This is a genomic window from Parvibaculum sp. (assembly GCF_035325945.1).
GTDB lineage: Bacteria > Pseudomonadota > Alphaproteobacteria > Parvibaculales > Parvibaculaceae > Parvibaculum.
The window spans coordinates 36232-58567 of record NZ_DAOKYX010000011.1 but is presented as its reverse complement, the minus strand read 5'-3'; the positions used below and the strand labels follow the sequence as shown (position 1 = coordinate 58567).

The 22336-nt window shown below is 64.9% G+C and carries 25 protein-coding genes; 14 read left to right on the top strand and 11 right to left on the bottom strand.

Features of this window, described 5'->3' with window-relative positions; translation table 11 throughout:
* Positions 1 to 36: 36 nt before the first annotated feature.
* The 3 genes from PKA57_RS07675 to PKA57_RS07665 form a co-directional block, all read right to left on the bottom strand.
* Entirely contained in the window at positions 37 to 477 is a 441-nt protein-coding gene (locus tag PKA57_RS07675; protein WP_324299176.1) for a MaoC/PaaZ C-terminal domain-containing protein, read from the bottom strand.
* Between the two features lie 187 nt (positions 478 to 664).
* Entirely contained in the window at positions 665 to 1867 is a 1203-nt protein-coding gene (locus PKA57_RS07670) for an acetyl-CoA C-acyltransferase (protein ID WP_324299174.1), read from the bottom strand.
* Positions 1868 to 2079: 212 nt separating this feature from the next.
* Entirely contained in the window at positions 2080 to 2496 is a 417-nt protein-coding gene (locus PKA57_RS07665; RefSeq protein WP_324299172.1) for a secondary thiamine-phosphate synthase enzyme YjbQ, read from the bottom strand.
* A 114-nt stretch (positions 2497 to 2610) separates the two neighbouring features.
* Between PKA57_RS07665 and PKA57_RS07660 the strand changes: the two genes are divergently transcribed.
* The 6 genes from PKA57_RS07660 (at position 2611) to PKA57_RS07635 (ending at position 6698) form a co-directional block, all read left to right on the top strand.
* The gene (locus tag PKA57_RS07660; RefSeq protein WP_324299170.1) at positions 2611 to 3048 is read left to right on the top strand and encodes a PaaI family thioesterase; all 438 of its coding nucleotides are present in this window, start codon (positions 2611 to 2613) and stop codon (positions 3046 to 3048) included.
* Positions 3045 to 3512 (top strand): PaaI family thioesterase, encoded by a 468-nt coding sequence (locus tag PKA57_RS07655; protein WP_324299168.1) that lies wholly within the window; start codon positions 3045 to 3047, stop codon positions 3510 to 3512. The genes PKA57_RS07660 and PKA57_RS07655 overlap by 4 nt, the downstream gene beginning before the upstream one ends.
* A 98-nt stretch (positions 3513 to 3610) precedes the next feature.
* Positions 3611 to 4468 carry a MaoC/PaaZ C-terminal domain-containing protein gene (locus PKA57_RS07650; protein WP_324299166.1) on the top strand — a complete coding sequence of 286 codons (858 nt, stop codon included), beginning with the start codon at positions 3611 to 3613 and terminating at the stop codon, positions 4466 to 4468.
* Between the two features lie 24 nt (positions 4469 to 4492).
* The gene (locus PKA57_RS07645; protein ID WP_324299164.1) at positions 4493 to 4945 is read left to right on the top strand and encodes a hypothetical protein; all 453 of its coding nucleotides are present in this window, start codon (positions 4493 to 4495) and stop codon (positions 4943 to 4945) included.
* Between the two features lie 138 nt (positions 4946 to 5083).
* Positions 5084 to 6088 carry a GlxA family transcriptional regulator gene (locus PKA57_RS07640; protein WP_324299162.1) on the top strand — a complete coding sequence of 335 codons (1005 nt, stop codon included), beginning with the start codon at positions 5084 to 5086 and terminating at the stop codon, positions 6086 to 6088.
* Positions 6078 to 6698, top strand: coding sequence for a DJ-1/PfpI family protein (locus tag PKA57_RS07635; RefSeq protein WP_324299160.1), 621 nt, complete (start codon positions 6078 to 6080; stop codon positions 6696 to 6698). Before PKA57_RS07640 ends, PKA57_RS07635 begins: the two co-directional genes overlap by 11 nt.
* A 38-nt stretch (positions 6699 to 6736) precedes the next feature.
* Here the strand turns inward: PKA57_RS07635 and PKA57_RS07630 are convergent, their stop codons facing one another.
* On the bottom strand, positions 6737 to 7270 hold the full coding sequence (locus PKA57_RS07630) for a 2'-5' RNA ligase family protein (RefSeq protein ID WP_324299158.1): 534 nt from the start codon (positions 7268 to 7270) through the stop codon (positions 6737 to 6739).
* 83 nt (positions 7271 to 7353) lie between these two features.
* On the opposite strand from PKA57_RS07630, the gene PKA57_RS07625 reads away from it, so the two are divergent.
* Genes PKA57_RS07625 through PKA57_RS07610 form a run of 4 tightly spaced genes read left to right on the top strand, consistent with a single transcriptional unit; the run spans position 7354 to position 11124 of the window.
* Complete coding sequence (locus tag PKA57_RS07625) at positions 7354 to 8319, top strand: alpha/beta hydrolase (protein WP_324299156.1); 966 nt, start codon at positions 7354 to 7356, stop codon at positions 8317 to 8319.
* 8 nt (positions 8320 to 8327) lie between these two features.
* Positions 8328 to 9266 (top strand): thioesterase family protein, encoded by a 939-nt coding sequence (locus PKA57_RS07620; protein ID WP_324299154.1) that lies wholly within the window; start codon positions 8328 to 8330, stop codon positions 9264 to 9266.
* Complete coding sequence (locus PKA57_RS07615; protein WP_324299152.1) at positions 9263 to 10165, top strand: thioesterase family protein; 903 nt, start codon at positions 9263 to 9265, stop codon at positions 10163 to 10165. Before PKA57_RS07620 ends, PKA57_RS07615 begins: the two co-directional genes overlap by 4 nt.
* 38 nt (positions 10166 to 10203) lie before the next feature.
* The gene (locus PKA57_RS07610) at positions 10204 to 11124 is read left to right on the top strand and encodes a thioesterase family protein (protein WP_324299150.1); all 921 of its coding nucleotides are present in this window, start codon (positions 10204 to 10206) and stop codon (positions 11122 to 11124) included.
* Here the strand turns inward: PKA57_RS07610 and PKA57_RS07605 are convergent.
* Positions 11113 to 11355 (bottom strand): hypothetical protein, encoded by a 243-nt coding sequence (locus PKA57_RS07605; RefSeq protein WP_324299148.1) that lies wholly within the window; start codon positions 11353 to 11355, stop codon positions 11113 to 11115. The two genes, PKA57_RS07610 and PKA57_RS07605, sit on opposite strands and share 12 nt — an antisense overlap.
* Before the next feature lie 71 nt (positions 11356 to 11426).
* Here PKA57_RS07605 and PKA57_RS07600 point away from each other — a divergent pair, with 71 nt between their 5' ends.
* Complete coding sequence (locus tag PKA57_RS07600; protein WP_324299146.1) at positions 11427 to 12596, top strand: acyl-CoA dehydrogenase family protein; 1170 nt, start codon at positions 11427 to 11429, stop codon at positions 12594 to 12596.
* Here PKA57_RS07600 and PKA57_RS07595 read toward each other — a convergent pair.
* Together PKA57_RS07595 and PKA57_RS07590 are read right to left on the bottom strand one after the other, a co-directional pair.
* Positions 12585 to 13517 carry an alpha/beta hydrolase gene (locus tag PKA57_RS07595; RefSeq protein ID WP_324299144.1) on the bottom strand — a complete coding sequence of 311 codons (933 nt, stop codon included), beginning with the start codon at positions 13515 to 13517 and terminating at the stop codon, positions 12585 to 12587. The genes PKA57_RS07600 and PKA57_RS07595 overlap by 12 nt on opposite strands.
* Positions 13514 to 14326 (bottom strand): enoyl-CoA hydratase-related protein, encoded by an 813-nt coding sequence (locus PKA57_RS07590; protein ID WP_324299142.1) that lies wholly within the window; start codon positions 14324 to 14326, stop codon positions 13514 to 13516. Before PKA57_RS07590 ends, PKA57_RS07595 begins: the two co-directional genes overlap by 4 nt.
* A gap of 135 nt (positions 14327 to 14461) precedes the next feature.
* Between PKA57_RS07590 and PKA57_RS07585 the strand changes: the two genes are divergently transcribed.
* A complete protein-coding gene (locus tag PKA57_RS07585; protein WP_324299140.1) occupies positions 14462 to 15253 on the top strand; it encodes an SDR family NAD(P)-dependent oxidoreductase in 792 nt (263 codons plus the stop codon).
* Here PKA57_RS07585 and PKA57_RS07580 read toward each other — a convergent pair whose 3' ends face one another.
* Entirely contained in the window at positions 15254 to 16360 is a 1107-nt protein-coding gene (locus PKA57_RS07580; RefSeq protein ID WP_324299138.1) for a glutathione S-transferase N-terminal domain-containing protein, read from the bottom strand. It abuts the gene before it with no gap.
* A 324-nt stretch (positions 16361 to 16684) separates the two neighbouring features.
* Here PKA57_RS07580 and PKA57_RS07575 point away from each other — a divergent pair, with 324 nt between their 5' ends.
* Positions 16685 to 17320 carry a Yip1 family protein gene (locus PKA57_RS07575; protein ID WP_324299136.1) on the top strand — a complete coding sequence of 212 codons (636 nt, stop codon included), beginning with the start codon at positions 16685 to 16687 and terminating at the stop codon, positions 17318 to 17320.
* Between the two features lie 44 nt (positions 17321 to 17364).
* Here the strand turns inward: PKA57_RS07575 and PKA57_RS07570 are convergent, their stop codons facing one another.
* Positions 17365 to 18339, bottom strand: coding sequence for a phosphoribosylaminoimidazolesuccinocarboxamide synthase (locus PKA57_RS07570; RefSeq protein WP_324299134.1), 975 nt, complete (start codon positions 18337 to 18339; stop codon positions 17365 to 17367).
* A gap of 228 nt (positions 18340 to 18567) precedes the next feature.
* Between PKA57_RS07570 and PKA57_RS07565 the strand changes: the two genes are divergently transcribed.
* On the top strand, positions 18568 to 18975 hold the full coding sequence (locus tag PKA57_RS07565; RefSeq protein WP_324299132.1) for a hypothetical protein: 408 nt from the start codon (positions 18568 to 18570) through the stop codon (positions 18973 to 18975).
* A 3-nt stretch (positions 18976 to 18978) separates the two neighbouring features.
* Here the strand turns inward: PKA57_RS07565 and PKA57_RS07560 are convergent, their stop codons facing one another.
* On the bottom strand, positions 18979 to 20034 hold the full coding sequence (locus PKA57_RS07560; RefSeq protein WP_324299130.1) for a pentapeptide repeat-containing protein: 1056 nt from the start codon (positions 20032 to 20034) through the stop codon (positions 18979 to 18981).
* Positions 20035 to 20317: 283 nt separating this feature from the next.
* Positions 20318 to 22336: 3-hydroxyacyl-CoA dehydrogenase NAD-binding domain-containing protein (locus tag PKA57_RS07555; RefSeq protein ID WP_324299128.1), on the bottom strand; the 2019-nt coding region annotated here is incomplete at its 5' end.

Here is a 22336-nt window from a genome sequence, read left to right as displayed (position 1 = left end):
CGGTTATCCGAGGTCAGACAGAGGAATCGACGACAGTCACTTCCTCCGTGCGATCAGAAGCGTCGTTGTCTGGGTGAAGACGGTTTCGCCCGTCTGGTTGACGAGCGTGTGGCGGTTCTTCACCACGCCGCGGTCGGGCTTCGAGGATGAGGGCTTCGTCTCGATGCATTCGATGACGAGGCGGAGACGATCGCCGAGTTTCGCGGCCTTGTGGAAACGCACCTCGTCATAGCCGAGCGCGCCGATGACGGCGGTTTCCTCCGGCAGGCGCGCGGCAAGCCAGAGCACCACCGCCTGGATATGCGTGCCGCAGGCGGTGAGCGTGCCGTAGACGGATTTCGCGGCGGCTTCCCTGTCGATGTGGAAGGGCTGTGGGTCCCATTTCCGCGCGAACGAGACGATCTCTTCCTCCGTCATGTCATAGACGGCGTCGATCTCGTGGCGTTCGCCAACGACGAAATCGTCGAAGTAGCGCATGGGTTTCCTTTCCGCTTCCCGTCATGCCGGACTTGATCCGGCATCCATTTTCCTGCCGTCGATCCGAATAGATGGACCCCGGATCAGGTCCGGGGTGACGGAGGAATATGCGGCGAGAGCGAGGGCAACCGCAAAGAAAAAAGGCCCGCCTTTACCGGCGGGCCTTTTCACGATCAAACGTTCCGAATTACGCGAATTCGATGAGGCCGGCCGCACCCATACCGCCACCGATGCACATCGTCACGACGCCATACTTCAGCTTCTGGCCCGCTTCCTTGCGGCGGCGCGCCTCGAGCAGGATGTGGCCGACGCAGCGCGCGCCGGTCATGCCGAAGGGGTGGCCGATGGCGATGGAGCCGCCATTGACGTTGTACTTCTCGGGGTCGATGCCGAGACGGTCGCGCGAATAGAGGCACTGGCTCGCAAAGGCTTCGTTCAGCTCCCAGAGGTCGATGTCGTCGACCTTGAGGCCGTGACGCTCGAGGAGGCGCGGCACGGCGAAGACCGGGCCGATGCCCATCTCGTCGGGCTCGCAGCCGGCGACCGCGAAGCCGCGGAAGACGCCGAGGATGTCCTTGTTGCGCTTCTCGGCTTCCTTGCGCTCCATGAGCACGACGGCGGCCGCGCCGTCCGAAAGCTGCGAGGCGTTGCCGGCGGTGACGAAATTGCCTTCGCCGCGCACGGGCTTCAGCGAGGCGAGGCCCTCAAGCGTCGTTTCCGGACGGTTGCACTCGTCCTTCGTGACGGTGTAGTCGACGATCTTCTCTTCGCCCGTGGCCTTGTCCACGACCTTCATCTTGGTCTGCATGGGGACGATTTCGTAGTCGAACTTGCCGCTGGCCTGGGCTGCGGCGATGCGCTGCTGCGAGCGGAGCGAATATTCGTCCTGATACTCGCGGCTGACATTGTAGCGCTTGGCGACGATGTCGGCGGTCTCGATCATCGGCATCCACAGCGCCGGATAGGTCGCCATGAGCTTTTCTTCGGTGATGTTCTTCGTGTTCATGCCGCCCATGGAGACGAGCGAGATCGACTCGACGCCCGCGCCGACGGCGATCGGCACACCTTCATTGACGATGCGGCCGGCCGAAATGGCGATGGAGTTGAGGCCGGAGGAGCAGAAGCGGTTCAGCGTCGAGCCCGAGGTGGTGACGGGGCAGCCGGCCCAGATGGCGGAGAGACGGCCGATATTCATGCCGGTCGCGCCTTCGGGATTGCCGCAGCCCATCGTGACGTCCTCGACATCGCCCGGCTCGATGCCCGCGCGCTCGATGGCGTGCTTGATGGCGTGGCCGCCCATGGCCGCGCCATGGGTCATGTTGAAGCCGCCGCGGCCGGACTTGGCAAGGCCGGTACGGGCCGTGGAAACGATGACTGCTTCTCTCGACATGGAGATCCTCCGATGGAATTGGATTTCGGCGCCGGTTGCCCGGTCTTTTGTGGAGCATTCCTGGCGGACGCCCCGGCGATTTGAGCCGCACCATAGACGGCCAGGCGCCGGTTCGGAAAGAAGAATCTCCCCGCCTCCCCTGCGTCCCTGACACCGCCCCGCACCCCCGCGGAAAATAAGATTATGGGTAATAAACCTGCCGAGGCCCTTCGCTATTCGCCAAGGAGGTGAAGCGCGATCTCGCGGGCGTGCGGCCGGTCGCGATGCTCGACGAGGTAGACCGCCTGCCAGGAGCCGAGTGCAAGATGCCCGTCAATCAGCGGGATAGAAGTCCCCGCAGCCGTGAGCGCGGCCTTGATATGGGCGGGCATGTCATCCGCCCCCTCGGTCGAATGGCGATAGGCTGCGCCGCGAGGGGCGAGCCGGTCGAAAGCGTCCATCAGGTCGGAAAGCACATCGGGATCGGCATTCTCCTGAACAATAATGGACGCGGATGTGTGACGAATGAACAGGGTGAGAAGTCCCTCGCGCATGCCCTGCTCCTCCACCCAGCCGCGAAGCCGCGCGGTGATGTCGGTGAAGCCGCGGCCGTTCGTTCGTACGGAAAGGATGGTGGTTGCCTGTCGCATACGGCCATTCTAGCCAAAGAGCGGCCTCGCGCCGCATTCTCTCTTTTCCCCCCTGACGAGGGGGACTAGATAAGGCCCATCACTGTTCCACAAGTTGCTATCGAGCGAGTTCCCATGAACCAGTTGGCCAAGAGCATTCCGCCGGGTTTCGCGCCCGTCCAGTCCAAGGGCTTTGCCGGATTTGCCGGACCGGTCTTTCGCGGGCACGACGTCAATGGCGAGGTCTTCGTCTTCGACATCGCCGAGCAGCATCTGAACGGCGCCGACAGGCTCCATGGCGGCATGATGATGACGCTGGCCTCCATCGTTCTGGGCGAGGTCGCGCGATCGGCCGCGCAGGCGCGCGATGCGGGCGCGAATGTCCGGCTGCTTTCCATCAATTGCGATTTCGTGAGCGCGGGCGAACGGGGCGAGCGCATCGAGGGCCGGGCCGAGGTGACGCGGGCGACGAAGAGCGTGCTCTTCATTTCGGGCGATCTGCGGGTCGGCCCGCGCATCCTGATGACGGCGTCCGGCGTCTATGCCGTGCAGGCCGGAACAGAGGGCAAATGACAGAATCGCGCGACGCCAGCGCGCCGGTGCGCCGCCCGCTGCCGACGAAGAGCGGTGTCGCGGCGCCCGAGGGCTTCGCGCCGGTGGAGATTTTCGATCCTTTCGAGGCGCATGTCGGCCCCCAATTCGAGCGCATAGAGGCGGATGGCTCGCGCATCGCGGCCTTCGTCGCCGACGAACGCCATGTGCGCGAGGACGGCACGGTTCACGAAGGCATGATGCTCACCTTCGCCGACGCCTTCATGGGCGGCGCGGCATGGCGCGGATCGGGCGGGCGGTCTTGCGTCACGCTCAGCATGCAGGCGAGCCAGCTCGGCGAGGCGAAACTCGGCGACACCATCTTCTGCCGCACCAGCGTCGATCACAGGACGCGCGCCATCATCTTCATCTCGGCCGACTTCACGGTGGGGGATCAGCGCGTGATGACGGCGACGAGCCTCTGGAAGGTGCTGGGCGAACGCTGAGGCCGCCGCGACGTCGGCGCGAGCCGTCTTGCGGAAGGCGGACATTCCGGCTTTGCTATGCCCCAACAAAGCAAATCACGCTTGAGGGAGGGTGCCCCATGGCAATCGACTACGACAAACTGATGGCGTCCAAGACGCTCGGCCAGGAATTCCAGTATGGCGACCGGGAGACGATGCTCTATGCGCTCGGCGTCGGCTTCGGCCGCGACCCGCTCGATGCGAAGGAGCTTCCCTTCGTCTATGAGAAGAACCTCAGGACCGTGCCGACGCAGGCGACGGTGATCGCCTGGGGCGCAGGCGGCATGGCCAATAGCGGCATCAATTATCTGATGGTCGTGCATGGCGAGCAGAAGCTGACGCTCCACAAGCCCCTTCCCGCCGCCGCCAAGATCAGCGTCGACAGCAGCGTCATCGGCGCATGGGACAAGGGCAAGGACAAGGGCGCCATCATCGTCACCGAGTCGGTGATCCGTGAACGCCAGAGCGGCGACAAGCTCTGCACGCTGCAATCGACCATCTTCGCGCGCGGAGATGGCGGCTTCGGCGGTCCGCGCGAAGGCGCGCCGGAACCCCACAAGCTGCCGGAGCGCCAGCCCGACATGACGGTCGAGGCGGACACACGGCCCGACCAGGCGCTACTCTATCGCCTCTCGGGCGACCGCAACCCGCTCCACTCCGATCCTGATTTCGCCAAGGCCGCCGGCTTTCCGAAGCCGATCCTGCACGGGCTCTGCACCTATGGCACGACCTGCCGCGCCATCATCAGCTCGCCGATCTGCAATTACGATCCGACGCTCATCACGGGCTTCGACGTGCGCTTCTCCTCGCCCGTCTTCCCTGGCGAGACGATCGCGGTCGATCTCTGGAAGGACGGCAACATCGTCTCCTTCCGCGCCCGCGTGAAGGAGCGCGACGTCGTCGTCATCAACAACGGCAAGTGCACGCTCAGGGCTTGAGGCGGGCCGTCTCGGGGGGATGACATGAAAAAGGAATTGCAGGCGCTGCTGGTCGTCAACGGCGCACTCGTTCTGCTGGCCGGATTCGCGGCGGGGTTTCCTTACGGCTCGGCGGTGGTCGCCTCGATCGCGCCGGATGCGACTGCGGAGACGGGCGAGGCCGTCAGGGCCTGGCATATGGCACATCTCGAGGGCGTGCTGAACGGCCTCCTGATGATCGCAAGCGCGGCGGCGGCGGGCTTTCTGTCGCTCTCGCAGGCGGCGCAGAGGGTCGTCTTCTGGGGCCTCGTCACCGCCGGCTGGACGAATGTCGTCGCCTCGACGATTTCGGCCCTCACCGGCGGACGCGGAACCGGCATTACCGGGTTCGACTGGAACACGCTCGATTTCCTGCTCTTCATGGCCGGAATTCTGGGCGCCATTGCGGCGATGATCGCACTGGCGCTTGGCGGGCTCAGAACGGCGCGCGAGCCCTAACCCGTCTCTCAAGGTCTGGCGGAAATTGCCTGTCATTTGGCATTTCCGCCAGACCGCGGGCGGCCTAGTGTCCTGGGCATGAAGACGCCCGATCCCATCCGCCGCCCTACGCCCCGCCCTGGTCGCCGACAGGTGACGATGCTTGCCTATGAGGATGCACAGATCCTCGACGTGGCGGGACCTTTGCAGATCTTTTCAGCAGCCGAGGATGGCGAGGAAAATCCCGCCTATTCGATCGAGCTGATCGCGCCTCACAAAGGCCCTTTCCGCACCACATGCGGGCTCGACCTCATCGCCACGCGCGGGCTCGGCGATCTCACCCCGAAGGACATGGCGAATATAGACACGCTCATCGTCTCCGGCGGCGAGGGCGGCCGAAAGCTCCTGAACGACGAGGCCGTCACCGGTTTCATCCGCGAGGCATCGCGGCATGTGAGGCGCATCGCCTCGATCTGCACCGGCGCCTTCCTGCTCGCGGAAGCGGGGCTGCTCGACGGGCGCCGCGCGGCGACGCATTGGGCATGGGCCACGTCCCTGCGCAAGCGCTACCCCCTCGTCGAGGTCGATGACGACGCGATCCATCTGCGCGACGGCGATATATGGACATCGGCGGGCGTCACTGCGGGAATGGACCTTGCGCTCGCCATGGTCGAGGAGGATCTCGGCCGCGAGCGCGCGCTCCACATCGCCCGCCATCTCGTCATGTTCATGATGCGCCCCGGCGGCCAGTCGCAATTCTCCGCCCAACTCGCCGCGCAAGGCGTGGACGATGCGCGGATCGCCAGGGTCTGCACGCATATCGTGAAAAACCCGCGCGACGACCTCACCGTTCCGGTGCTGGCGCGCGTCGCCCATATGAGCGAGCGCACCTTCGCGCGGCGCTTCGTTGAGGAAACCGGCACGACGCCCGCTCACTTCGTGGAACGCGCACGGCTCGACGAGGCGCGGCGAAAACTCACCGAAGGCGCGCTGCCGATCGAAACCATCGCCTTCGATACGGGCTTCGGACAGGCCGAGCGCATGCGCCGAGCCTTTCTGCGCCAGTTCGGCGTCACGCCCCATCGCTATCGCGAACGCTTCCAGACGGCGAAGCGCCCGCTCAACATGAGCTTCACAATGGAGGAGCACCCCAATGTCCCGTGAGCGCACCATCGGCATCCTCATTTTCGACGATGCGGAGGAACTCGATTTTGTCGGGCCTTATGAAGTCTTCACCATGTCGAACGAGATGTTCGCGCGGTCAGAGAACAGGCGTCCCGACAAGGTCGTCCTCATCTCCGAAACCGGAAAGACCGTGACCTGCGCCAAGGGCATGCGCGTCGAGGCGATGGCAAGCATCGCCGATGTGACGAAGCTCGATCTCCTGCTCGTTCCCGGCGGACAGGGCACGCGGCGGGAGGTGAACAACAAGCCGCTGCTCGACTGGATCTCGCGCGTGGCGGGCGATTGCGAATGGGTGACGAGCGTCTGCACGGGCGCGATGCTGCTGACGGCGGCCGGCCCTGCGCGAGGCAAGCGCGTGACGACGCATTGGGCCTTTGTCGATACGCTGCGCAAGCGCGGCGAAGCCTCCGAGGTCGTCGAGCGGCTGCGCTATGTACGCGACGGCAATGTCGTCACTTCGGCAGGCGTCTCGGCCGGCATCGACATGGCGCTCTGGCTCGTCGGGCAGATGCATGGCGAGGGGCACGCAAGGGCGACCCAGATCGGCATGCAGTACGATCCCGCGCCGCCTTACGCTGCCTCCGTCTGAGACGCGGCTATCCGGGGCGCGTCCGGCGGGCGATAGCCTCAGCCATTGCCCAGCGCAAAGCGCCGAGCCTCGCGCCAGCCGCCGCTTTCCTTGCGGAAGAGCGAGACTTCCTCGATGCGGGCGCGAATGGGCAGGTGACGTCGCGCCTCGGCGAGAAATTCTCTTTCGATGCGGTCGAGTTCCGCCTGAGCGTCCTCCCCGTCCGCGGCATGGGCGACCGTCAGATGCGGCACCACCTCGGCATGGGCGCCCGAATAGGGCAGGTTTTCGGGAAAGGCGAGCCGCATCGCCCGCACCAGCGCGATCACCGGCTCGGGCCTTGCGGGCGCAAGCCACAGAATGGACGCGAAGCGCCGGGTTTCCGCAAAATGCAGGTCAATGGGATGGGCGCGGGCGAAAAGATAGGCGAGCGCTTCCTCCGCAGCTGCGTCGATCTGGCCCCATTCCCTGAAAGGATAAACGAGCGTCACATGTGCCGGCATGCCCTCGGTCGCCGAGGGATCGTGACGGCGCCGCCAATGCGATACCGCCTCCTCCGCTTCCGGCACCTTGAGCACGAGCGCTGTTTCCATCGCACGGGGCCTCCCTCACGTTCATATTAGACGACAAGCGCAGAATCCGGTCTACTCCCTGAAAAGAAAATGGGAGGCAATTCATGTCAGGCAACACTCCGTTCGATCCGGCTCTCTTCCGCCCCGAGGCGATTACCGCCGAAACGCGGGCCATCAATGACGCCATCATCAAGGCCATGGCCGGGATGGAGGAATGGTGGGATGTGGGCGCGCAGAAGGTGCGCGATGCCCGCGCCCGCGGCGAAGGGGCCTTTCCGCTCGCGCCGAAATCGGAGCGTGCCCGCACGCTGCATATCGAGGGAAAGAACGGCCACAAGGTGCCGCTGCGCATCATCGCGCCGGAAAATCCCAAGGGCGTCTATCTCCATATTCATGGCGGCGGCTGGGTGCTCGGCGCCGCCGACCAGCAGGACCCGATGCTGGAGCGCATCGCGGCCAATGCCGGGCTTGCCTGCGTCAGCGTCGAATACAGGCTCGCGCCGGAGAACCCCTATCCCGCCGGACCGGACGATTGCGAGGCGGCGGCGCTCTGGCTCGCGCGGAACGCGAAGGCGGAATTCGGCACGGACAGGCTCACCATTGGCGGTGAATCCGCCGGCGGGCATCTCTCTGCCGTGACGCTGCTCAGAATGCGCGACCGGCACGGCTTCACGGGCTTCAGTGGCGCCAATCTCGTCTTCGGCGCCTTCGATCTTTCGATGACGCCGAGCCAGAAACAGTTCGGCGACGAACGGCTCATTCTCAGGACCGTCGATATCGCGAAATTCGGCGATGCCTTCCTGCCCGGCGGGCTCGACCGGCGCGATCCCGACATATCGCCGCTTTATGCGGATCTCAGGGACATGCCGCCCGCCCTCTTCACCATCGGCACGCGCGACGCGCTTCTCGACGACACGCTCTTCATGTATTCGCGCTGGGTGGCGGCAGGAAGGGAAGCGGAGCTTGCCGTCTATCCGGGCGGCGCGCATGGCTTCGTCGCCTTTCCGGGAGAGATCGCCAGAGCCGCGAATGCGCGCGCCGACGCCTTCCTCGCTCGTGTGACGGGCTGATCCGCGACATGTCTCTCGTCAACGGTTATTTCGACAGCTTCCGGGGCGCGGTCAATACCTGGGAGTGCGACGACAATGGGCACATGAACGTGCAGTTCTATGTCGCCCGCGCATCGGACGGCGCGTTCTTTCTGCGGCATGAACTCGGTCTCACGCCGAGCACAATCCGCGAAACGGGCCGCACCATGATCGCGATCGAGGAGCATTATCGCTTTCACCGCGAGCTTTATGCTGGCGACATGGTGCGCATGCGCTCGCGGCTCATCGACATGCGGCCGCGCACGCTCGTCGTCTATCACGAGCTTCTCAACGCGGCGACCGATGAGACGGCGGCGACCATGGTAGCCGTCAGCGCGCATTTCGACATGAAGACACGCAAGCTCGCGCCCTGGCCGGAGGAGGCGCTTGCCCGAGGCCGCGCGCTCATCGGCCCGCTGCCGGAACATGCTGAGGCGCGCAGCGTCCGGCGCGAGACGCGGCTACCCGACATCACGCTCGCGCAGGCGGATACGAAGGACCTCATCGAAATCTATCGCGGGCCGGTGGCGCGCCATCATTGCGACGATTTCGGCCATATGGCGACGCAGTTCTATATCTCGCGCTATTCGGACGGGTCCGGCCATCTCTGGCAGGGGATCGGCATGGACAGGCAGCGCCTGATGCGCGAACGGCGCGGCAGCGTCGTGCTCGAACAGCGGCTCAACTATGTGCGCGAGGTCGTCTCCGGCGACATAGTGATCGTCAAATCGGCGCTCGTCGAAGTAGCCGCGAAGACGATCCGCCTCTGCCATTTCATGTTCAATGGAGAGACGGGACTTCTCGTGGCAACGAGCGAGGTGACGGCGGTCCTGCTCGACCTCGACAAGCGCCGCGCCGTCGCCCTGTCGGAAGAGGAGCGCGCGCAGTTCGCCCCTCACCTTCATACGCTCGAGGACATAGTGCGATGAGCGGGCTCATCGACACCTATCGCGGCTATGTCTCGTTGCAGGAATGCGACGAGATGGGCCACATGAACATCCAGCACTATATCGGCAAGACATCGGACGCCTCCTACAATTTCCGCGCCGCGATCGGGCTCGGCCATGCGCATCAGCGCGAAACCGGGCTCGGCTATGTCGCGCTCGAGCATCACATCCGCTTTCACCGCGAGCTGCGCACCAGCGATCTCGTGCTCGTCCGCTCCGGCGTCATTGAGATGCGCGAAAAGACGATGCTCATGTATCAGGAGATGCGCGAAATCCTCGACGACAGGCTCGCCGCCACTTTCGTCGTCGATGTCGGCTGCCTCGATCTCGCGACGCGCAGGCTCACGCCCTGGCCCGAGGGCACGCGCGAGAAGGCGCTGGCGCTCATGGGCGATCTTCCCGCCCATGCGACTCCCCGCGGCCTGCCGCGCGAGGCGATCGACCGCGACGTCTCGCTCGCCCGCGCCGATGAACTCCAGATGATCGAGAGCAACCGCTCCGTCGTGAACCCGTGGGAGTGCGATACCAACGGCCATATGAATGCGCGCTTCTTCATGGCGCGCTTTTCGGATTCGCAGGGCCATATGTGGGCGCATGCGGGGCTCGGCCGGCATGAACAGGCGGCCAAGGGACTTGCGACCGCGACCGTCGAAATGCGGCTGTGCTATTTCCGCGAACTGATGGCGGGCGAAACCATCATCGTCAGAACCGGCCTCGTCGAGGCGACGGACAAGACGCTTCGATACCGCCACTGGCTCTTCAATGGCGAGACGGGCGAGCCGGCCTGCGCCGCGGAGGGGCTCGGACTTCTCTTCAGCCGCGAAAGCCGCAAGGCCATTCACATCCCGGACAGCGTCGCGCGCCGCTTCGCGCGCGCCTGACCGAATTCAATATCGTAACGAGAAATGAGGAAAGACAGATGGCGCAGATGATCGATGTCGCGCGCTCGAGCGTGCAGACATGGCAGTCGGACCAGATGGGGCACATGAATGTGCAATTCTATATGGAGCATGCGACGCAGGGGCTCGCCGCGCTCGGCGTGCATCTCGGCCTCGGCCCGCGCTTCATAGATGCGGAGCGGGCGCGGCTCGTCGCGCGCGACCATCATGTTCGCTTCCTGCGCGAGCAGCGCCCCGGCGCGCCCTTTACCATCCGCACTGGCGTGCTCGAGGTGCGCGATTACGGGCTGCGCGTCTATGAGGAGATGTGGAACACGGTTTCGGGCGAGGTCGCCGCGACCTTCAGCGCCGATGTGGAACTTCTGGACGCCGACTCGCACGAGCTGAAGCCGCTGCCGGCCAAGGCCAAGGCCGCCGCCAAGGCGCTCATCGTCGATCTGCCGCAGCATGGCGCGCCGCGCGGCCTCACGCTCTACGAGCCACGAACAGCGCCGACGCTCGAAGAGGCTGAAAAGATGAGCCTCGTCTTCACATGGCAGGGCGAGATCCAGCCCGAGCAATGCGACGCGCAGGGCTTTCTCATCACGCGGCATTTCATGGGGATCGTTTCGGATTCCATTCCGAACCTTCTCGGCCAGACGCGCGGCGACGACCGTTCCAAGAATTCCCGCGTCGGCGGGGCCGCGCTCGAATATCGCTTCCATTACCGGCGCTATCCGCGCGTGGGCGATGTGCTGACGCTCCGCAGCGGGCTCAAGGAGGTGGGGCCGAAGACCTATGTCTGGGGCCACTGGCTCTTCGATCTCGAAACCGGCCAATCGATCGCCACGGCGGAGGCCGTCGCCATCGCGCTCGATCTCGAGACGCGCAAGGCCATTCCCATTCCCGACGAACTGCGCGAAAGGCTTGAATCGCTGGTCGTGCCGGGACTAGGCGTCTGAGGCGCCCTGCCCCGCCGCGATGACGATCCCGCGCTCGCCCGCGATGCGCTGGATCGTCTTCATGCCGCGAACGAGCGGATAAAGCCGTTCCATATCGCGCGCGCCGCGGGCGCGCCGGGCGGCGGCGCGCGTTTCCCGATAGGCAGCGACAAGCTCCCCGTCGCTCATGGCCCGGAGCATTTCTTCCTTGGCGGAGCGGTCGGGATCGGCTTCGGCGAATGAGAAGGGCAAGAGAGCGATCCGGCGGAATTGAGGATGTGCGGGAGCAAGGCTACTCTGTCGCAAGATAAACGGGGAGAGGCATGAGCGAATTTCTGAGCGCGATGCTCGACCAGCGGGAGCGCGAAATCTTCGACCGCGCACGGCGATTTTCGGAAGAAATCGTTCGGCCCAACGCCGCGCGATGGGAGCGCGAGCGGCGGATGCCGGTCGAGGCGCTGGAAGCGGCCGCCAGGGAGGGCCTGCTCGGCCTCGAAGTGCCGGCAGCGCTCGGCGGGCTTGGCGCGCGCTATCTTCTCAAGCTTGCCATCGCCGAGGAGATGTCGCGCGCCGACATGGCCTTCGCCTTCTCGATGATCAACACGCACAATGTGGCCGCGAAGCTCGCGCAGAGCGCTGTGTCACGGCATCGCGAGGACCTCGTCCCGGCACTGATGAAGGCCGAGATATTCGGCGCGACGGCGCTCTCGGAACCGGGCGCGGGCAGTGACTTCGCCGCGATCGGCACAATGGCGCGCAAGGCCGAGGGCGGATGGCTCCTTTCCGGCGAGAAGGGCTGGATCACCAATGCGGCCGTCGCCGACATCTTCATCACCTATGCGCAGACCGATGCAAGCGCTGGGTGGCGGGGCATCGCCTGCTTTCTCGTCGATGCGCGGCGGCCGGGCTTCGCGCGCAAGCCCGCCTATGCGCTCATGGGAGGCCACGCGATCGGCGCGGGCGGCTTCGCGCTCGAGGATTATTTCGTTCCCGACGACGACCTGCTCGCGGGCCCCGGCACGGCCTTCAAGCTCGCCATGCAGAGCGTCAACGGCGCGCGGGTCTATGTGGCGGCGATGTGCGCGGGCATGCTGGCGGCGAGCCTCGAAGCCGCGCTCGACTATGGCGCGAGGCGACACGCATTCGGCAAGCCGCTCGTCGAGCATCAGGGGCTTCGCTGGTCGCTTGCCGATGTGGCGACCGATCTCGAAGCCCTGCGCGCGCTGACGCGCGATGCAGGACGCCTCATCGACGAGGGGCGGGACGCGGTGATGGCGGCGGCGCATGCAAAGAACTTTGCCGGCCGGGTGACGGTGCCGCGCATCGCGGATTGCATTCAGGCCATGGGCGCCGCCGGGCTTCGCGAGGAGCTGCCGCTCGGGCGGCACCTCGCCTCGGCCAAGATCGCCGCCTTCACCGATGGCTCGACCGAAATGATGCTGGAGCGGATCGGCGCCGGACTGCGCGCGCCCCACACAAGCTCAGGCCGATAGGCGCGCATCAAGCGCCAGCGTCTCACGGCGCACCGCATCGGGATATTCCATCGGCAGAAAATGGCTCGACTGCCCGATGCGCAGGATCGTCGCCTCGGGATCGTGCTTGCCGAGAAGCTCCGGCGCGGGCGCGCGGCAGGTCGAGGCGGGCCCCGCATAAATCAGCGTCAGCGGGCAGCGCAGGCGGCCGATGTCGTGCCAGATATTGTGATCCTGCGCGCGGAAGTTCGCCGCTTCCCATTGCGGTGCGCAGGCAAGCTCCACCTGCCCGTCCTCGCGCGGCTTCGTGCCGCCCTCCACATAGTCCGCGATGACCTCTTCCGGCCAGGTGCGGAAGGCGCCGCGCCCCTTGTATGACGCGACCATGGCGGCGCGATCGGGAAAGACCGCGCGGCGGCGCTCGGCGCCATCGGCAAGCGAGAGGGGCCCGCCCTTGCGGCCGAGCATGCGGTAGAAACGCATCACCATGCGCGCGAAAGAGGGCACGAGGACGGGATCGACGAGCACGAGGCCGCGCACGAGATCGGGCCGCTCGGCGGCGACCATGAGGCTCGTCGTGCCGCCCATGGAGTGGCCGCCGAGCAGAACGGGCCCGCCCGTCTCGGCGGCGAAATTCTCGACCACACGGATCAGATCGTCGCGATAGATGCGCCAGCTCGAATGGCCCTGCGGATTCGCGGGCAGGCTCGTCATGCCGTGGCCGCGCGCGTCCCAGGCTCGAATGTGGAAGCGGCTCGCGAGCGGAGAGAGAAGGCGGCGATAGGTCAGCGCATTGAAGCCATTGGCATGCGCGAAGTGGAGCGCCGGCTGGTGCTTTCCGCCCTGCCATTCGAGGAAGGAGACGGAGCCATCCTCGAGCGCAAGCTCGCGGCGAATAGGCGTCACATCATTGAGCTGAAGGCTGACATTGACGACGCTCATGATGCCACCTTCCGGAAATCGGGCTTGCGCTTGTTGAGGAACGCATCGACCGCCTCGCGATGCTCCGGCGTCGTCCAACAGATCTGAAGCGCATCCGTCTCCAGCTTCTGGGCGCGGGCGAGATCGGTCGTGCAGGCATTCTCGGTGAGAAGCGCCTTGGTCATGCGAAGCTGGCGCGAGGGGTTCTCGGCGATCAGTTCGGCGATTTCGAGCGCCTTTGAAAGAAGCTCCGCCTGCGGAACGACATATTCGCAAAGACCTTTCGCACGCGCTTCCTCCGCCGGATAGAGGCGGCCCGTCAGCATCATCTCGCTTGCATTGCCCCAACCCATGCGGGAAACGAGGAAATGCGACGAGGCAAGCTCCGGCACGATGCCCATCTTGACGAAGACGAGGCCGAACTTCGCCTCTTCCGCCGCGACGATGACATCGAAGGGAAGGATCATGGTGACGCCGATGCCGACGGCGACGCCGTTCACAGCCGCGATCAGCGGCTTCGACGAACGGGCAAGCGCGATCCAGTCCACGCCCGCCGGCATGCCGCCCGAGCCGCCGCGCGTATCGTTGCCGGGGTCCTTGCCGTCCACCCGCGCCTTGAAGACCTGATCGACATCGGCACCGGCGCAAAAGCCGCGCCCCTCGCCCGTCATCACGATGGCGCCAATGTCGCGGTCGTCATTGGCGGCGGAGATCGCATGACCAAGCTCTTCGGCCATGCGCGGCGTCCACGCATTGAGGCGGTCGGGCCGGTTCAACGTGATGAGCGCGACGGCTCCCCGCTTCTCGACCCTGATCTGGGCGTATTCCATGAGCTTCTCCCGTTCGATTTTTCTGGTTGAGGGAAGTCTAAGGCAGGCGTGCACGCGCCGACAAGCAAGGCCGCTTGACGCCGGGGCGGGCTTGGCCTGCACTGTGCGGACAAGGAAATCCGGCAAGGCGGGGGAATGATGGATCTCGAACTCAAGGGCAAAACGGTCTTTATCGCAGGCGCGAGCCGGGGTATCGGCTTCGGCATGGCGCGGGCCTTCGCGCGGGAGGGGGCAAGGGTCGCGCTTACCGGACGGGGTGAAGCTGCGCTCGACAAGGCGCGCGAGGCGCTCATCGCCGAGGGGGTTCCGGCATCCGGCCTTCTCACCATTGCGGGCGATATGACGAACACGGCCGATCTCGCCGCCGCGCTCGACGCGACGGAGGCAAAGCTCGGCGGGCTTCACACCGTCATCGCCAATGTCGGCATGTCGAAGGCGCCGCTCGGCTTCGACGTTTCGGACGAGCTGTGGGATGCAGACCTTCTTCAGAACCTCTCGGGCTCGTTCTTCCTTGCGCGCGAGGCGCTGAGGCGCATCGTCAAGCGGCCCGCCGCAGAGCGCGAGGGCGCAAATCTGATCTTCATTTCCTCCATCGCCGGCGTCGAGGCGCTCGGCACCGCCGTCACCTATGCGGCGTCGAAAGCGGCGGTCAACCAGACGACGCGGGCGCTTTCCAAGCTCGTCGGCAAGGAAGGCATCCGCGTCAATGCGATCGCGCCCGGCAACATCCTCTTCGAGGGCGGCGTGTGGGAGAAGAACACGAAGGAGCGGCCGGACGACTGGGCGCGCTGGATCAAACGCGAGGTGGCGCTGCGCCGCTTCGGCAAGGTCGAAGAAATCGCCGATGCGGCGCTCTTCCTGGCGAGCCCGCGTGCGAGCTTCATCACCGGCGCTGTGCTGGTGGTCGATGGCGGCCAGGTGAAGTGATCAGGCGAGCGCGAGCTTGAAGTTGCGGCGCGTGAGCCGGGGGAAGGCCGGGAAATCGAGCAGCGCCTCGCCGCCAACCGCCACCAGGAGTTCGCGCGCGCGCGCCTTCTCGTCCCCATCGAGGCTTGCGAGATAGTCGAGCGGGCGCTGGAGCATCCAGAGATCGAAGGGGAAGATCGCGCGGTTTTCCTTCGCATCCTCGAGCGCATAGACATGCGTGCCGATGGCGCGGGGAATTTCCTCCGTGCCCTGCTTCGCGCCCGGATGCTCCTCGACCCATCTGGCGAAGTGATGCGCCGTCGAAACGAGAACGGGCAGCATTTCGCGCATCATGCGCTGAAGCACGGGCAGCACGGTTGCCGGCACCTCGTCGCGGGCGAGAAACTCGCCGCCCTTGGGATGGGGCGGCTTCATCATGCGCTGAACCCAGCCGACGACATTGGGCGCGATGCGCTTCATCAGCTCGCCCGATGCCGGGTCGCGATACTGATGCGCGTAAAGCGGGCCGATCAGGCCGAAATCGCCGATCGAGGGCCTTGTGCCGAAAAGGAACTCATAGACGGCGAAGTGCCGGTCCAACTCTCCGAGAAGCGCCTCATAGGATGTCTCGATTGCGGCTTCGGTCTTGGGCGTGACACCGAGAAACGGGAGCGCGCCCGCAAAGGGCTTCGAAATCCTGAGGCCCGCCTCGCGCTGCGCCTCTCCGTTCAGTTCAGGCGCCGACATCTTGCCGAATTCGGAAATGGCGAAGTCGTAATTCCGGTTCCAGCGATAATGCATGGCCGGGATCTTCAGCCATTCGTCGCCATAGACTTCGAGAAGCAGGGCCGCGAGCCGCTGCTTCACCGTCGACGGATAGACGGGCGCCTCGGGAAAGCGCAGTTCGAGCGCGTCGATGATGTCGGTCGAATCCTGAAGCGTCTCGCCCTCGGGCGTGACCATGACGGGGATGACCGCCCAGCCGACGCGGGGAAGGATCACCTTGCGGTAATTCTCGGGCGTGTTGGGATATTCGGCGAAGGGAATACGCTTGAAGCGCAGATAGGCGCGCACCTTGCCGCTGTAGTAGCTCGGCTCGGCGCCGTAGAGTTCATAGCCTTCGGTCATGCTTTCCCCGTCCCCGTTCACGCGCGCCGCACACGGCCATTCTTAATGCGTGACATTGGGCAGATTTATAGTCGCTGCCCGCCATCCCCGCCAAGGACCTAATGATGTATGGCGCTGGAGCCGCCGGCGGCCCCGGTTCCGCCCCCGAGCCGGAGGGCACGTCGGCCACGGCGTTTGACAGCGGGCCCGCCCGCACCCACACTTTCCAAAGGTTACGGGCACCCTTCGGCGCCGGCGAACGACCGTCCGCTCCGCCGACGGATTTGCGCACGAACCCTTCCGATGCGGGCAAGTTTGGACCACCAGACCAAGGGGGAGCAGTTCATGAGCGAAGCAGATCAGCCGAAGACCGCTTCGATTGTCGAGCGGGCAAAGAACATCATTCTCACGCCTGACGCCGAATGGGCCAAGATCGACGGCGAACAGACAACCATTCAAAGGCTCTACACGGAATATGCCCTCATCCTCGCGGCGATCCCCGCGCTGGCGGGCGCGCTTGGCGGCCTCATCTTCGGCTATGGCGCGATGGGCTATCACTTCCGCCTGTCGCTCGGCGGCGCCATCTCGAATGCGATCGCAACCTATGTCATGAGCCTTGTGAGCGTCGCTGTCATCGCCCTCATCATCGAGGCGCTGGCGCCGACCTTCGGCGCGACCAAGGACCGGGTGCAAGCCTTCAAGGTCGCGACCTATGCGAGCACGGCGAGCTGGCTTGCCGGCATTTTCTCGCTGATCCCGGCTTTGAGCATTCTCGGCCTGCTCGGCCTTTACAATATCTACCTTCTCTATCGCGGATTGCCGCATGTGATGAAGGCGCCGCAGGACAAGGTCATCATATACACGGCCGCTATCGTGGTCGCCGCAATCGTGGTCGTGCTGGTGCTCGGGGTTCTGTTCACGCCCTTGCTGCATATGGGCGCCGGCGGCGGAATGGGCGGCATGATGGAACGGGGCTACTAGCCCCGTTCGTTACAGGCGCTCCGAGCCAGAGACAGGCGGCAGGATCAGGCTCGCGTGAAATAGGGCGCGAGGCTGCGACGGATGCGATCGAGGGGCGTTTCCGGCGTTTCCGGAATGTCGAAGGACTGCCCGGTGATCGCCTCGAAGGCGCGAATATAGACGGCCGCCGTCTCGACAATGAGATCGGCGGGGATTTCGGGAATATCGTCCTTGTAAGGATCGCATCGCTCTGCGACCCAGCTTCGGACGAAATCCTTGTCGAAGCTTTCGGGCCGCTTGCCTTCGGCGAAGCGCTGCGGATAGCTCCCCGCGAGCCAGTAGCGCGAACTGTCGGGCGTGTGAATCTCATCGGCGAGGATGATGTTGCCCTCGGCATCGGTGCCGAACTCGTATTTCGTATCGACGAGAATGAGACCCCGCCGCGCGGCAAGCTCCTGCCCGCGCGCGAAGAGCGCGAGCGCATAGCGCGACACGGTCTGCCATTGCGCCGCTGAAAGCAGGCCCTTGGAGATGATTTCGGCCGGCGAGAGCGGCTCGTCATGGCCGCCATCGAAGGCCTTGGTCGTCGGCGTGATGATGGGCTCGGGCAGTTTCCCGTTTTCGCGCAGGCCCTCAGGCAGGCGGACGCCATACATCTCGCGCTCGCCCTTATTGTAGAGCGTGAGGATCGAGGTCGCGGTGGTGCCCGCCAGATAGGCGCGCACGACGATCTCCACGGGGAGAATGTCGAGCCTGCGGCCGATCACGACGTTCGGATCGGGATACTCAAGCACATGGTTCGGGCAGATATCGGCGGTCGCCTCGAACCAGTAGCGCGCGGTCTGGGTGAGGACCCGGCCCTTGAAGGGGATGGCGGCGAGAATACGGTCGAAGGCGCTCAGCCGGTCGGAGGCGATGATGATGCGCCGCCCATCAGGAAGGTCGTAATTGTCGCGAACCTTGCCCTGATAATGATTGGGAAGCTCGGGAATGGTCGCATCGCGCAAAACCTCATGCGCGTGCGCCCGCAGTGCCTTCATGTCCATTTTCGGTCCCGGAATTTCGGTTCGCTGCCGGTGGGAAGCGCCCGTTCTAGCGCGATCCCCGGTATTTGGCTATGCGGCGCCGTAGGGCCGCCGCTTGAGCCAGCATGACGATATTTTGTCGGCTTGTGAAAAGGGACGTCGCCATCGGTTATATTTGTGCGTGAAGAGGGATGCGGAATGCCGCCGGAAATCGTTGACGGTGGCAGAGCTTGGGGGGCGAATATGCGCATATTTGCAGGCGGGCTCACAGGAACGGCATTTGTGGCGCTCATCACGCTGGCGGGCGCGAGCGTGAATGTGCAGCCGGCGCAGGCAGGCGAGCTGATCGGCGCCGTCGCATCCACCGCGGGTGCAGCCGTCGGCGCGGTGAGCGGCGTCATCGGCGGGGCGGCGGGCGGCAATGCTGGCAGCCGCGGCAACCTTGCCGCCCGAGGCGGCGGCGCCACGGCGCCGAGCCTCACGGCCTTCCTCACCGGCAATAATGACGACGGCGCCCCGATCGGAAATGGCGGCCTCGGCTTCACCGGGGGCAGGAACGAGCAGGCCGGCAGCGGTTTCGAGTTCCAGGCGAGGGCCGATGGCGGGCTCGGCTATAACGTCATGGTGACGAAGAAGGTGCTTACCTGGTAGCGCCTATTCGCGGCGCGTCGCCAGCGTGGTCCCGACAAGCGTTCCGATGAGGGCGTCGTCCTGGCGCGCTTCGCGAAGATCGGCGCCGCGCAGATCGGCACCGCGGAGGTCCGCCCGCGTGAGATTTGCCCGCACGAGCACGGCGTCGCGCAGATCGGCAGCCGCGAGAATGGTACCGGACAGATTGGCATCAGACAGAATGGCGCGCTCGAACTTCGCACCGGCCAGAATGCGGCCCGAGAGGTCGAAGCCCGCGAGATACATTTCGGAGAAATCGGCGCGAAGCCCCTGCCGCCGGTCTGACTGAATCCACAGCAGGTGGTCGTTGAGTATCTGCTCGAGCCGGGCGGCGAGCGGCGCCTTGCGGGCCTTCTTCGCGCCCAGAACGGAATCGGCAAGTTTCGCGGTCGCGTCATCCATGATCGCCGCGCGCAAATCCGCGTCGGTGAGATTGGCCCTGTGCAGGGAAACATCAACGAGCTTCGCGCCGGAGAAATTGGAATCGCGCAGATCTGCGCCCTGCATGTTGACGCCGCTCAACTCCGCGCCCTCGAAACTCGCGCCCGCGAGCTTCGCGTCCGCGAGGTTGGTGCCGCGAAGATTGGCATTGCGGAAGCTAGATATGCTTTGCCTCATCGAGCTTTCCTTGCCGTGGCGGAAGACCACGCCAAGTCCGAGATCGGCGCCATCAAGCGTCGCGGCGCTGAGTTCGGCGCCGTCGAACTGGGCGCCGCGCAGATCGGCGCCGGTGAAATTGGTGCGGGTGAGGTTCGCGCGATCGAAGCAGGCGCTGAAGAGATCGGCATCGACGAAGCGCGCATCCTCCATATCCGCGCCCGCGAAGTCGCAATTGACGAACTGGCCTTCGGAGAAATTCAGGTTGCGAATGTCGAGACCCGACAGATCGCAATCCTTCAGATGCACACGCCAGCCATTGGGCTTGCGCAGGAGATAGCGCTGGTGAAGCTCCGCGATCTTGCCGATGAGATCCTGGGGAATGCGCATCTGCTCGATGACCTTGCGCGGCACGCGCGAGGAAACCGGCTCAAGCGCCGTCAAGACACGACCCTTTGGCGAGGTATTGGACATTGTGAAGGGACCCAGAAAGCCACCGATTACATACAGACCTGTATGCGGCACCAGTCCCTTAAACGCGGATAAGATCCGCCTGCCCTTTTTACTAAAAATTTAAATGTGGCGGCGGAGTCCCGCCCTTTTCGCGCGGCGTGGCGCACTGTCACACAATGAGGTGCAATTTTCATTTCACTCGGCCCGGGCGGCGGCGGGCCACGGGCGGGAAGGGCCCGGCCCCCTCATGGCGAGGGAGCCGGGACGCCTCATGTCATGCAGCGGCCTTCTGCGGCGCGAAGCGCGCATAGAAGGTGTCGCCCTTCTCGGCCATGTCGCGCAGAAGCTTCGTCGGCTTGAAGCGTTCGCCGTATTTCTGGGCGAGCTTGTCGCAGGTGTCGACGAACTCCTTCGCACCGACCATGTCGATGAGCGAGAGCGGACCGCCAGTCCAGGGTGCGAAGCCCCAGCCGAGAATCGCGCCGACATCGGCATCGCGCACGTCGGTGACGACGCCTTCCTCGAAGCAGCGCGCGGCCTCGAGCGACTGGATGTAGAGGAAGCGCTTCTTCAGCTCCTCGACGTCGACGTCGTCGATATCCTTGTGCGTGCCCGCGATGTCGGCGAGGCCCGGCCACAGCTTCTTCTTGCCATCGGCCGGATAGTCGTAGAAGCCCTTGGCGGCCTTCTTGCCGACGCGGCCAAGCTCGACGACCATCTTCTCGACGATCTTGTCCGCCGGGCCCGCGACATACTTGTCGCCAAGGTCCTTCTTCGTCTGCTCACGGACCTTGTAGGCCAGATCGAGCGACACCTCGTCGTTGAGCGCCAGAGGCGGCATCGGCATGCCGGTCGTGCGGCCGACATTCTCGATGATCGCGGGCTTGATGCCCTCGGCGAGCATCGCAAGACCTTCGCCGACATAGGTGCCGAAGCAGCGCGAGGTGTAGAAGCCGCGGCTGTCATTGACGACGATCGGCGTCTTCCTGATCTGCTTCACATAGTCCATCGCCTTCGCCAGCGTTTCCTGGCTCGTGCGCTTGCCCATGATGATCTCGACGAGCTGCATCTTGTCGACAGGCGAGAAGAAATGGATGCCGATGAAGTTTTCCTGATGCTTCGCGGCTTCCGCAAGGCCGGTGATCGGCAGCGTCGAGGTGTTCGAGCCGTAGATGCCGCCTTCGGCGAGCATGGGCTCGGACTTCTTCGTCACATCGGCCTTGATGTCGCGATTCTCGAACACCGCCTCGATGACGAGATCGGCGCCCTTGAGGTCGTCATAGCTCGTCGTCGGCTTGATGCGCGCGAGCAGCGCATCGGCCTTCTCCTGCGTCGTCCTGCCCTTTTCGAGCTGCTTGGCGAGAAGCTTCTCGGAATAGGCCTTGCCCTTTTCGGCATTCGCCTGATCGGTGTCGAGAAGCACGACCTCCATGCCGGCCTGCGCCGACACATAGGCGATGCCCGCACCCATCATGCCCGCGCCGAGAATGCCGAGCTTCTTCACCTTGAAGTCCGGGACGCCGGCCGGACGGCGCGCGCCCTTGCCCAGTTCCTGCATCGAGAGGAAGAGCGAACGGATCATCGCCTTGGAGCGCGGGTCCATCAGCAGCTTCGTGAAGTAGCGCGTCTCGATGCGAAGACCCGCCTCGATCGGCACCTGAAGCCCTTCATAAACGCAGGACATGATGTACTGCTGCGCCGGGAAGTTGCCATGCGTGGTCTTGTGGAGCGTGGCATTGCCGATGGTGAAGGTCTGGCCACCCTTGCCGTCATGCGGGCCGCCGCCCGGAACGCGATAGCCTTCGCGGTCCCAGGGCTGAATGGCGATCGGGCAGACTTCCGGGCCCTTCTTGCCATGCTTCACTTTCGGCTGCGCGAGCCCTTCCTTGAGCCAGGCCTTGGCCGCGCTCAGAAGTTCGGCTGCGGGCACGACCTTGTGCACGATGCCGGACTTCAGCGCCTTTTGCGGATCGAGCGCCGTACCCTGAAGGATCAGCGGTAGGGCCGCCGCCGCACCGATCAGGCGCGGCAGGCGCTGCGTGCCGCCGCCGCCCGGCAGCAGACCGACCTTCGCTTCGGGAAGCCCGATCTGCGTCTTCGGATTGTCTGCCGCGATGCGGTAATGGCAGGCGAGCGTCACTTCGAGGCCGCCGCCAAGCGCCGTGCCGTTGATGGCGGCGACGATCGGCTTGCCGCAGGTCTCGAGGCGGCGAAGCAGCATGTTGAAGTGCAGATTGCCTTCATACATCGCCTTGACGCGCTCTTCACGGGAACCGCCGCCGGAGCCGCCGCC

What these genes read in the sequence shown, in the direction of transcription:
- PKA57_RS07675 (WP_324299176.1), bottom strand. Translation starts at nt 477, where the DNA reads ATGCGCTACTTCGACGATTTCGTCGTTGGCGAACGCCACGAGATCGAC.
- PKA57_RS07670 (WP_324299174.1), bottom strand. Translation starts at nt 1,867, where the DNA reads ATGTCGAGAGAAGCAGTCATCGTTTCCACGGCCCGTACCGGCCTTGCC.
- PKA57_RS07665 (WP_324299172.1), bottom strand. Translation starts at nt 2,496, where the DNA reads ATGCGACAGGCAACCACCATCCTTTCCGTACGAACGAACGGCCGCGGC.
- PKA57_RS07660 (WP_324299170.1), top strand. Translation starts at nt 2,611, where the DNA reads ATGAACCAGTTGGCCAAGAGCATTCCGCCGGGTTTCGCGCCCGTCCAG.
- PKA57_RS07655 (WP_324299168.1), top strand. Translation starts at nt 3,045, where the DNA reads ATGACAGAATCGCGCGACGCCAGCGCGCCGGTGCGCCGCCCGCTGCCG.
- PKA57_RS07650 (WP_324299166.1), top strand. Translation starts at nt 3,611, where the DNA reads ATGGCAATCGACTACGACAAACTGATGGCGTCCAAGACGCTCGGCCAG.
- PKA57_RS07645 (WP_324299164.1), top strand. Translation starts at nt 4,493, where the DNA reads ATGAAAAAGGAATTGCAGGCGCTGCTGGTCGTCAACGGCGCACTCGTT.
- PKA57_RS07640 (WP_324299162.1), top strand. Translation starts at nt 5,084, where the DNA reads ATGCTTGCCTATGAGGATGCACAGATCCTCGACGTGGCGGGACCTTTG.
- PKA57_RS07635 (WP_324299160.1), top strand. Translation starts at nt 6,078, where the DNA reads ATGTCCCGTGAGCGCACCATCGGCATCCTCATTTTCGACGATGCGGAG.
- PKA57_RS07630 (WP_324299158.1), bottom strand. Translation starts at nt 7,270, where the DNA reads ATGGAAACAGCGCTCGTGCTCAAGGTGCCGGAAGCGGAGGAGGCGGTA.
- PKA57_RS07625 (WP_324299156.1), top strand. Translation starts at nt 7,354, where the DNA reads ATGTCAGGCAACACTCCGTTCGATCCGGCTCTCTTCCGCCCCGAGGCG.
- PKA57_RS07620 (WP_324299154.1), top strand. Translation starts at nt 8,328, where the DNA reads ATGTCTCTCGTCAACGGTTATTTCGACAGCTTCCGGGGCGCGGTCAAT.
- PKA57_RS07615 (WP_324299152.1), top strand. Translation starts at nt 9,263, where the DNA reads ATGAGCGGGCTCATCGACACCTATCGCGGCTATGTCTCGTTGCAGGAA.
- PKA57_RS07610 (WP_324299150.1), top strand. Translation starts at nt 10,204, where the DNA reads ATGGCGCAGATGATCGATGTCGCGCGCTCGAGCGTGCAGACATGGCAG.
- PKA57_RS07600 (WP_324299146.1), top strand. Translation starts at nt 11,427, where the DNA reads ATGAGCGAATTTCTGAGCGCGATGCTCGACCAGCGGGAGCGCGAAATC.
- PKA57_RS07595 (WP_324299144.1), bottom strand. Translation starts at nt 13,517, where the DNA reads ATGAGCGTCGTCAATGTCAGCCTTCAGCTCAATGATGTGACGCCTATT.
- PKA57_RS07590 (WP_324299142.1), bottom strand. Translation starts at nt 14,326, where the DNA reads ATGGAATACGCCCAGATCAGGGTCGAGAAGCGGGGAGCCGTCGCGCTC.
- PKA57_RS07585 (WP_324299140.1), top strand. Translation starts at nt 14,462, where the DNA reads ATGATGGATCTCGAACTCAAGGGCAAAACGGTCTTTATCGCAGGCGCG.
- PKA57_RS07580 (WP_324299138.1), bottom strand. Translation starts at nt 16,360, where the DNA reads ATGACCGAAGGCTATGAACTCTACGGCGCCGAGCCGAGCTACTACAGC.
- PKA57_RS07575 (WP_324299136.1), top strand. Translation starts at nt 16,685, where the DNA reads ATGAGCGAAGCAGATCAGCCGAAGACCGCTTCGATTGTCGAGCGGGCA.
- PKA57_RS07570 (WP_324299134.1), bottom strand. Translation starts at nt 18,339, where the DNA reads ATGAAGGCACTGCGGGCGCACGCGCATGAGGTTTTGCGCGATGCGACC.
- PKA57_RS07565 (WP_324299132.1), top strand. Translation starts at nt 18,568, where the DNA reads ATGCGCATATTTGCAGGCGGGCTCACAGGAACGGCATTTGTGGCGCTC.